General features: G+C 63.6%; 13 protein-coding genes and 1 pseudogene. 11 read left to right on the top strand and 3 right to left on the bottom strand.

Annotated elements, in window-relative coordinates; genetic code table 11:
• Positions 1-94 precede the first annotated feature (94 nt).
• A pseudogene (locus DBR23_RS03795) lies at positions 95-451 on the top strand (MerR family DNA-binding protein); the annotation flags it as partial.
• A 124-nt stretch (positions 452-575) separates the two neighbouring features.
• Here the strand turns inward: DBR23_RS03795 and DBR23_RS03805 are convergent.
• Positions 576-965, bottom strand: a complete 390-nt coding sequence (locus DBR23_RS03805) for a cytochrome P460 family protein (protein ID WP_197506363.1) — start codon at positions 963-965, stop codon at positions 576-578.
• A gap of 186 nt (positions 966-1,151) precedes the next feature.
• Positions 1,152-1,685, bottom strand: a complete 534-nt coding sequence (locus DBR23_RS03810) for a carboxymuconolactone decarboxylase family protein (RefSeq protein WP_013521184.1) — start codon at positions 1,683-1,685, stop codon at positions 1,152-1,154.
• Between the two features lie 117 nt (positions 1,686-1,802).
• Between DBR23_RS03810 and DBR23_RS03815 the strand changes: the two genes are divergently transcribed.
• The 10 genes from DBR23_RS03815 (at position 1,803) to DBR23_RS03855 (ending at position 6,977) form a co-directional block, all read left to right on the top strand.
• A complete protein-coding gene (locus DBR23_RS03815; protein ID WP_079436164.1) occupies positions 1,803-2,645 on the top strand; it encodes an AraC family transcriptional regulator in 843 nt (280 codons plus the stop codon).
• A gap of 177 nt (positions 2,646-2,822) precedes the next feature.
• On the top strand, positions 2,823-3,113 hold the full coding sequence (locus tag DBR23_RS03820) for a nucleotidyltransferase family protein (RefSeq protein WP_001247892.1): 291 nt from the start codon (positions 2,823-2,825) through the stop codon (positions 3,111-3,113).
• Positions 3,110-3,496: a DUF86 domain-containing protein gene (locus DBR23_RS03825; protein WP_003100872.1), complete on the top strand. Its 387-nt coding sequence runs from the start codon at positions 3,110-3,112 to the stop codon at positions 3,494-3,496. The genes DBR23_RS03820 and DBR23_RS03825 overlap by 4 nt, the downstream gene beginning before the upstream one ends.
• 15 nt (positions 3,497-3,511) lie before the next feature.
• Positions 3,512-3,685 (top strand): hypothetical protein, encoded by a 174-nt coding sequence (locus tag DBR23_RS29855; RefSeq protein WP_003154411.1) that lies wholly within the window; start codon positions 3,512-3,514, stop codon positions 3,683-3,685.
• Between the two features lie 47 nt (positions 3,686-3,732).
• Complete coding sequence (locus tag DBR23_RS03830; RefSeq protein WP_003465043.1) at positions 3,733-4,089, top strand: cupin domain-containing protein; 357 nt, start codon at positions 3,733-3,735, stop codon at positions 4,087-4,089.
• A gap of 254 nt (positions 4,090-4,343) precedes the next feature.
• Entirely contained in the window at positions 4,344-4,670 is a 327-nt protein-coding gene (locus DBR23_RS03835) for a hypothetical protein (protein ID WP_003100858.1), read from the top strand.
• Positions 4,667-5,167, top strand: coding sequence for a hypothetical protein (locus tag DBR23_RS03840; RefSeq protein ID WP_003100856.1), 501 nt, complete (start codon positions 4,667-4,669; stop codon positions 5,165-5,167). Before DBR23_RS03835 ends, DBR23_RS03840 begins: the two co-directional genes overlap by 4 nt.
• On the top strand, positions 5,164-5,535 hold the full coding sequence (locus tag DBR23_RS03845; RefSeq protein ID WP_003100853.1) for a hypothetical protein: 372 nt from the start codon (positions 5,164-5,166) through the stop codon (positions 5,533-5,535). The genes DBR23_RS03840 and DBR23_RS03845 overlap by 4 nt, the downstream gene beginning before the upstream one ends.
• Positions 5,529-6,086, top strand: a complete 558-nt coding sequence (locus DBR23_RS03850; protein ID WP_003100847.1) for a recombinase family protein — start codon at positions 5,529-5,531, stop codon at positions 6,084-6,086. The genes DBR23_RS03845 and DBR23_RS03850 overlap by 7 nt, the downstream gene beginning before the upstream one ends.
• 225 nt (positions 6,087-6,311) lie before the next feature.
• On the top strand, positions 6,312-6,977 hold the full coding sequence (locus DBR23_RS03855) for a recombinase family protein (protein WP_199227626.1): 666 nt from the start codon (positions 6,312-6,314) through the stop codon (positions 6,975-6,977).
• Position 6,978: 1 nt separating this feature from the next.
• On the opposite strand, the gene DBR23_RS03860 is transcribed toward DBR23_RS03855, so the two are convergent.
• The coding region (locus tag DBR23_RS03860; protein ID WP_108497376.1) for an SAM-dependent methyltransferase at positions 6,979-7,556 on the bottom strand (578 nt) is incomplete at its 5' end.

Below are 7,556 nucleotides of genomic sequence, written 5' to 3' on the forward strand. Positions count from 1 at the left end.
AAAGTCAATGAAATCAACGGTCTACCCAGACCACCCCCGCGCCAGTGCTAGCTTTGCGTACCGTCACTTATTGCACTGAAAACGAGGAGACCCCTATCAGCGCAAGGGCTTGCTCCCGGAACCGGACAAGCCTTACGGCAGCATTCGCCGCTATGGCGAGACGGATGTAACGCGGGTGCGCTTCGTGAAATCAGCCCAGCGGTTGGGCTTCAGCCTGGATGAGATCGCCGAGCTGCTGCGGCTGGAGGATGGCACCCATTGCGAGGAAGCCAGCAGCCTGGCCGAGCACAAGCTCAAGGACGTGCGCGAGAGGATGGCTGACCTGGCGCGCATGGAGGCCGTGCTGTCTGATTTGGTGTGCGCCTGCCATGCGCGGAAGGGGAACGTTTCCTGCCCGCTGATTGCGTCACTGCAAGGGAAGAAAGAACCGCGCAGTGCGGACGCGGTGTAGCCCGAGGGAACTACGCCTTAGCGTGCTTTATTTTCCGTTTTCTGAGGCGACTCCAACGTCAGAAAAGACCGTGCGGTCGACTTTTGATATTTCGTGCTGTCGCCTTCTGAAAGTGACAAGCAAGTCAGTGCTGGGTCAGTGTCGGATAGCCCTGGATGAATACGCGGTCGGTCTTGGCCGCCGGCACATGGCAGCCCATGCAGTCGGCTGCGTAGCTGACGGCGACATTCTTGGCGGGGGCGTCGGCCTTGAACAGCGCCCAGCCCCAGCCGTCGCCCCACAAGGGGTTGCTGGCGAAACGGCCTTTGGCGTCCTTGACCATCACGAACCACACGGCCGCATCGGAACCCCAGACCACAGGGTCGCCGGTGGTCATGGCGCTGGTTTCGAGCTTGCGGATCTCTTTCACCAGCGTGGCGCCGTCCGGGAACTTGCCGGTCTTGCGGTAGTGCTCGGCCGAGGCCTTTTCGGTGTACACATCGTGCAGGCCGCGAGAGGCGGATTTTTCGTCCAACACCGCATATGAGCCCAGGTGGACGAAGTTTGTGCGGAAGTCTGTGGGGCGGCTGATGCCGCCCTGGCTGTCCACATAGGGCGAAAAGTCGCCGGCCGTGACGGCCAGTGGCAGGACGAGGGCGCTGGCGAGCAGAGCGCCGATGAGTGCGATTTTCGTTGTGTTCTCCTTATATGCCTATGGAGATCAGACGGCGACCACGGGGAAATCCACCGTGGTGTCGGCGATGTGGTTGGTGTAGTTGGTGAGCGTGTTCAGCGCGATGTTGGCGATCACTTCCAGTATCAGGCCGTCGTCGAGCCCCGCGCGGCGGTAGTTGGCCATGGCGTCGGCCGACACCACGCCGCGTTGCTCGACCAGCGCGCGGGCAAAGCCGGCAATTGCATCGTCAAGTGCGTTGGCCGCCTGGCCGGTGCGGGCCGCGGCGATGGCCTCTGCCGACAGTCCGGCACCTTTGCCGATCAGGGTGTGTGCGCTCAGGCAGTACTGGCAGCGATTGGCTTGACCGGCAGCCAGCGCAACGATCTCGCGCTGGGTGGCACTCAGGCGGCCGGTGCCCAGCGTTTCGGACAGGCCGAGGTAGCCGTTGAGCGCTGCCGGCGCGTGGGCCAGCGTGGCGAGCAGGTTCGGCACCACGCCGAGCTTGGCTTTGACGGCCTTGAGTGTGGCAGCGGTAGCGGCGTCAGCGGTGTCGATGGTCAGGGGGGCGATTTGGGTCATGTCTATCTCCGTAGTGGGTGAGGTGCAAGAGCACGTGGGCATGATCGCCCTTTGTTTGGTACGATATGGCACGTAAAGTATCAAATACGTAACCTATCGTCTTATATGGAGAGTGGAATGGCGGATCGACTGGCCGGCTTGCTCCGGCACTACTCGCTTTCGGCGCGCGTTTTTCACAGCGGCGCCTTCTGTGGGCAGCATCATTACGCGGCGCCGCATGGCTATATCCATCTGGTGCGGCGCGGCCCGATTACGGCGCGTTCGCCCGTGCATGAAGATCTGCTGGTTACCGAGCCGAGCCTGCTGTTTTATCCGCGCGTGGCGTCGCATCGTTTTGTCGCCGCCCCCGGCGATACCGCTGAGCTGTTGTGTGCGGAGGTCGATCTGGGCGCTTCGACGGGCAATCCGTTGGCCATGGCCTTGCCGTCGATGCTGCTGATTCCGCTGGCGGACTTGCCCGGCCTCGGGCCGACGCTAGAGCTGCTGTTTGCCGAAGCCGAGCGCGACCAGTGCGGTCGGCAGGCCGCCATCGACCGCTTGTGCGAGTTGCTACTGATCCAGTTGCTGCGTTATCTGATGGATGGGCGGCTTGGCGCCACCGGACTGCTGGCGGGACTGGCCGACCCGAAACTCGCGCGCGCCATAACCGCCATGCACGATGCGCCGCAGACCGCGTGGTCGCTCGAGGCGCTGGCGGCGCAGGCGGGCATGTCACGCGCGCGCTTCGCCGCCGCGTTCAAAGACGCGGTGGGCGTCACGCCGGGCGACTATCTGGCCGACTGGCGGATGAACGTCAGTTGCACCCTGCTCAAGCAGGGGCGTCCGGTGGCGGTGGTGGCCGACCGCGTCGGCTACGGCAGCCCGAACGCGTTGGCGCGCGCCTTCCGCGTGCGCATGGGCTGCGCCCCGCGCGACTGGCTGGCGCAGCAGCGCGGTGACGCGTCGCTCAGCGGTTCGTGAGTTTGAGGTCGATTCGCCGGTTCTTGGCGTAGGCGGCGTCGGTGTTGCGCTCGTCGAGCGGGTGAAATTCACAGGCGCGGCACGGGAATCAAGGCATTGCGATTCTCGAAAATAGTTCTTGAAATTCTATTCTTGATTGCATATCATCTCAACGAGTTTCGATAAGAAAGGATGCGCATGCGACCGTCTGTTGTGCTTGACATGAAGCGAAGCGCAGTGCGTGAAGCGGTAGGCCGCTTTCGCGCCGCGAACCCGCGCGTCTTCGGCTCGGTGCTGCATGGCACCGACCGGGATGGCAGCGACCTCGACCTGTTGGTCGATGCGCTGCCCGGTGCCACGTTGTTGGACTTGGGCGATTTGGAAGAAGAACTGAAATCGCTGCTCGGCGTTGACGTCGATCTGCTGACTCCCGGCGACCTGCCGCCGAAGTTCCGGGCCAAGGTGCTCGCGGAGGCGCAACCGATATGAGCGAGAACCGCCTGCCCGATTACCTCGACCACATTCAGCAGGCCGCAACCGATGCGCGCAGCTTCGTGGAAGGGATGGCCAAGGACGACTTCTTGGCCGACAAGCGCACCCAGCAGGCCGTCATCATGAGCCTGATCGTCATCGGCGAGGCGGCCACAAAGGTGATGGATGGCTACGTCGAGTTCACCCAGGCGCATGCCGACGTGCCGTGGCGCAGCATGCGCAATATGCGTAATCGCATGGCTCACGGCTATTTCGACATCAACCTCGATGTGGTGTGGGAGACGGTACAGGAATGGCTGCCGGCGTTGCTCCAGCAATTGCCCGCCGTGCGTCAGGATGCCGACGATGAAGACCGTAACGACAAAGGCATGGAGCCATGACCAATCAAGCCGCCGATGTTCGGCCCCTCTGGCGTGTTCGATCCCGCGACCTATGAGCCGCGCTCGGGCAAGACCTTCTGGATGGCCGCAACGGACGTGAGTTCGCTGGTGGGCAAGGAGGCAGCAGCCGACACGCTCATCGGCAACTGCACGACCGCACGACCAGCCTCCCGTTCAAATTCGAGTTAGAACTCATATCCAGCCTGTCTGGGGGCACTGTGAAAGAGGGATCTCCGATGACTGTTGAATCGAGAATATTTTCTGTAGCCGAGTATGTTCAGCCGTCCGAAGGCGAGCCTATTCGTTCCGTTGTGCTTGAAACCCGAGACTCAATTATCGTGGTTTGGCATGTCCATCCCGGGCAGGAAATTGCGGCTCACATTCATCCTCACGGCCAAGACACGTGGACTGTTTTGTCGGGAATGGCTGATTACTTTCAGGGCAATGGGATTGTTCGTGCCCTCAGGGAAGGTGAGATAGCCGTGGCAAGACCGGGCCAAGTGCACGGGGCGCGAAATACAGGTACCGAGCCATTTGTGTTCGTCTCGGTTGTGGCATCAGCCAATGCCGGTTTCGTATTGGCTGAGCGATAGAGCCCAATCTCTGGAGTTGGTCCAATGAGCGGTCGGGGAGATAGGTAACAGACATGCAGCGGACACGGCTGCTAAACCAGGTCGCAAACCTCCTTGCGTCGCAGCGTGCCGCAAGCGACGCGATCAATCGAATGGGGTCGGCATGAGACTGAACACCATCCAGTTCCCGACCGCGTAGCCGCCTGTCCTGCCGATCAGGTCTTGACCATCGACGCCTGGGATCAGTCCTGAATGTTCTTGGAGACCACTACGTTATGAGCCGCAGCCGCCGCAAAACACCCATCGTCGGGCACACGACCTGCGGCAGCGAGCGCGAGGACAAGAAGCTCTGGCATCAGCGCTGGCGCACCCGTGAGCGCACGGCGCTGACCAGCGCGTCGCCCGAAGCCCTGAGCGCCCATCTGCCCCTGCTGGAAAACCAGGCCAGCAGCGTCTGGTCGATGGGCAAGGATGGCCGCTCCTACTGGCCCGTCAAGCGCCAGGCCGCCACGGCGGATCGCATCGCCAATCACAAGGGACGCAACCCGCAAGAACGCGCCTCCCTGAAAAAGCGCCTGCTGCGCAAGTGGATGAGCAAATGAAGCTCTCCTTCCATCAGCACATTGCGCTGTTCTGGATGATCGGTGCTCCGGGCGTCTTCGCGCCCGTGATCGAGAACGCCAAGCGGCCCGATGCCGGCGCCGTCATGGCGTGGGGTGTCGCGATCGTGGCGGTGATGATCCTCTTCACCCCTTTGCTGCTGCGCTGTCCACCATTCCGGCGCTGGTATGGCCGGACGGATGCGCTGTCGGAGCGGCAGCGCCAGGCGCTTGCCGAGCGCGGCCTGCGCCGCTACTACCAGACCGCTTTCGATGACGGCTACGTGCCCCGCGTGATGCCCTACGTGTGGCGCATCATCTGGACGGTCGGCGGGTTGATGGCTGTGACCGCCGTACTGCCTACCAACACCGGACGGCCAGCCTTCGATGCCTTGGTGGTCTTCTCGACCTGGTATCCGATAGGCGTGATGCTGCTGGTTTTCGCGTCGAGGCCCCTTGGCCGGTTGATTCGCCAAAGAGCACAGGAGCGGCGGAAATGAGCACGTCAACCATCGAGGCGCTGGCCAGCGCCTGGGCAAGGATTGCCGAGGAAGCGGAATTCCCCGCTGACTACGAGGGGACTGCCACACCACAAGCGCATCGGGCTAGCGAAGCTATTCAGGAGCAGATTCGGGAGCGCATCGTCGCCACCAACGACATGCGGCTGTTCAGCCTGCTGCACCTGCTGGGTCAGGCGTCGCTGCGCATGGAGCAAGCGCTGTGGCCGGAGGATTACGAGCGGATGACGCGCGAGGTTGAGGAAGCCCTGCGGCAAGCCACCGACGCCAACGCCAGATCGTACACCCACGAAGAAGTGATGCAGGCGATGCAGGAACGCATCGACCGGGCGCGAGACAAGCCATGTTGATTGGCTATGCGCGCGTCTCGACGCAGGATCAGAACCTGGAGCTGCAACGCGAAGCCTTGAGCAAGGCCGGATGTAAAAAGGTCTTCGAGGACAAGGTGAGTGGCACGCGGGCAGACCGGCCTGGCTTGGCCAAGACGCTCGAAATGCTGCGCGAAGGCGATACTTTGGTCGTCTGGAAGCTCGACCGGCTGGGCCGGTCGGTCAAGCAACTGGTCGATCTGGTCGGCGATCTGCACAAGCACGGTGTCCAGTTCAGGAGCCTCACCGACTCCATCGACACCGGCACACCATCCGGGCGGTTCTTCTTCCACGTCATGGCGAGCCTTGCCGAAATGGAGCGCGAGCTGACCGTCGAGCGCACCCGCGCCGGGCTGGAAGTCGCCAAGCAGCTCGGCCGCAAAGGCGGCCGCAAGCCGAAGATGACCGACAGCAAGATCGAGTCGGCCAAGAAGCTGCTGGCCAGCGGGGTGCCGCCCAAGGACGTGGCCAAGAACCTCGGCGTGTCCATTCCGACGCTGTACCGCTGGGTGCCAGCCTCCACGCACGCTTAGCGTGCTTTATTTTCCGTTTTCTGAGACGACCCCATGACCAGCCGCAACGGCTACTTCCCAGGGAAGAAGCCGGCGAAGCGCAGCGCGATCATCACGCCGCGCACCGCCCAGGAAACCAAGATCGCCGCGATGCCGCGCCAATCCCGCGAAGTGCGCCAGGCCCTCGCCAAGACGCCGCCGCTGCGCGTCGGTGGCGCTGACCTGGTGGAAGGTGCCGACCGCATCATGCGGACGCCGGCCGAGCACCAGGCGCAGGGCGTCAGCTTCAAGGTGGCGCGCATCTACATGCGCGTGAGCACCGACGAGCAGGACTTGTCCCGCCAGAACGCCATCGTGGAGAGCACGCGGGCCGCCGGCTTCTACGTCGCCGGCATCTACCGCGAGAAGGCATCGGGCGCACGCGCCGATCGCGCCGAGCTGCTGCGCATGATCGGCGACCTGCAACCCGGTGAAGTCGTGGTTGCCGAGAAGATCGACCGCATCAGCCGGCTACCGCTGCCCGAGGCCGAACGCCTGGTGGCGTCGATCCGCGCGCAGGGCGCACGCCTCGCCGTCCCTGGCGTGGTCGATCTATCCGACCTGGCGGCCGAGGCCAAGGGCGTTGCAAAGGTTGTCCTGGAGTCCGTCCAGGACATGCTTTTGAAGCTGGCCTTGCAGATCGCCCGCGACGACTACGAGGATCGCCGCGAGCGGCAGCGGCAAGGCGTCGAGCTGGCGAAGAACGCCGGGCGCTTCACCGGCCGCAAGCCGAACACGAAGGTGCATGATCGGATCGTGGCCTTGCGTACCGCAGGCCACAGCATCCCGGAGGCGGCCAGGCTGGCCGGATGCAGCGAAAGCCAGGTGAAACGGGTATGGGCGCTGCACAACCAGGTGCAGTCCGAGGCGTGACCTATTCGACCGCTTCCAGCTCGCGCAGGCATTCCATGATCGCCGCCCGCTCCAGTGGGTCGAGCTTGGCGAGCTTCGCTTGCCAGCGGGCTTTCTTCCGCTTGATGCGCTCGCGCTCGCGGAAGTTGTTGCCCAGGTAGCGCAGATCGTGCAGGGCGTCCGGCTCGGGGTAGTTCATCCAGAGCCGTTCAATCGCAATGCCGCCGCGCGTCATCGCGTTGAACTCGATGGTGCGCCAGGTCGCCAGAGGCGAGCTGTCGTAGATCGGCGAGTCGTAGCCCGACACCATCACAGCACAGGGCAGGCCGGCCAGCACGTCGAGCAGCCGCACGTGGTCGGCGTCGTCGTATTCGTGCCGGTACAGCTTGCCGCCGCGCCTGCTGTCCATCACGTAGGGCGGATCGACATAGACGAACTCGCGGCCGGTGAAGGCGTGGCCTTCGAGCCAGGCCACCGCATCACCGCAATGCAGCTCCAGGCCGTCCACGTCGAGCTGCTGCCACGCCTGGATCACCTCGCGGTCAATGTCGATCCCGATGCTGCGCGCAGCGGGGCGCTTGCGCTCCAGGATGTTCCCGC

It is taken from the genome of Acidovorax sp. HMWF018 (assembly GCF_003061035.1).
Lineage (GTDB): Bacteria > Pseudomonadota > Gammaproteobacteria > Burkholderiales > Burkholderiaceae_C > Acidovorax > Acidovorax delafieldii.

Coding starts and splice junctions, on each gene's coding strand:
- DBR23_RS03810 (WP_013521184.1), bottom strand. CDS start 1,685: ATGACCCAAATCGCCCCCCTGACCATCGACACCGCTGACGCCGCTACC.
- DBR23_RS03815 (WP_079436164.1), top strand. CDS start 1,803: ATGGCGGATCGACTGGCCGGCTTGCTCCGGCACTACTCGCTTTCGGCG.
- DBR23_RS03820 (WP_001247892.1), top strand. CDS start 2,823: ATGCGACCGTCTGTTGTGCTTGACATGAAGCGAAGCGCAGTGCGTGAA.
- DBR23_RS03825 (WP_003100872.1), top strand. CDS start 3,110: ATGAGCGAGAACCGCCTGCCCGATTACCTCGACCACATTCAGCAGGCC.
- DBR23_RS29855 (WP_003154411.1), top strand. CDS start 3,512: ATGTTCGGCCCCTCTGGCGTGTTCGATCCCGCGACCTATGAGCCGCGC.
- DBR23_RS03830 (WP_003465043.1), top strand. CDS start 3,733: ATGACTGTTGAATCGAGAATATTTTCTGTAGCCGAGTATGTTCAGCCG.
- DBR23_RS03835 (WP_003100858.1), top strand. CDS start 4,344: ATGAGCCGCAGCCGCCGCAAAACACCCATCGTCGGGCACACGACCTGC.
- DBR23_RS03840 (WP_003100856.1), top strand. CDS start 4,667: ATGAAGCTCTCCTTCCATCAGCACATTGCGCTGTTCTGGATGATCGGT.
- DBR23_RS03845 (WP_003100853.1), top strand. CDS start 5,164: ATGAGCACGTCAACCATCGAGGCGCTGGCCAGCGCCTGGGCAAGGATT.
- DBR23_RS03850 (WP_003100847.1), top strand. CDS start 5,529: ATGTTGATTGGCTATGCGCGCGTCTCGACGCAGGATCAGAACCTGGAG.
- DBR23_RS03855 (WP_199227626.1), top strand. CDS start 6,312: ATGCGGACGCCGGCCGAGCACCAGGCGCAGGGCGTCAGCTTCAAGGTG.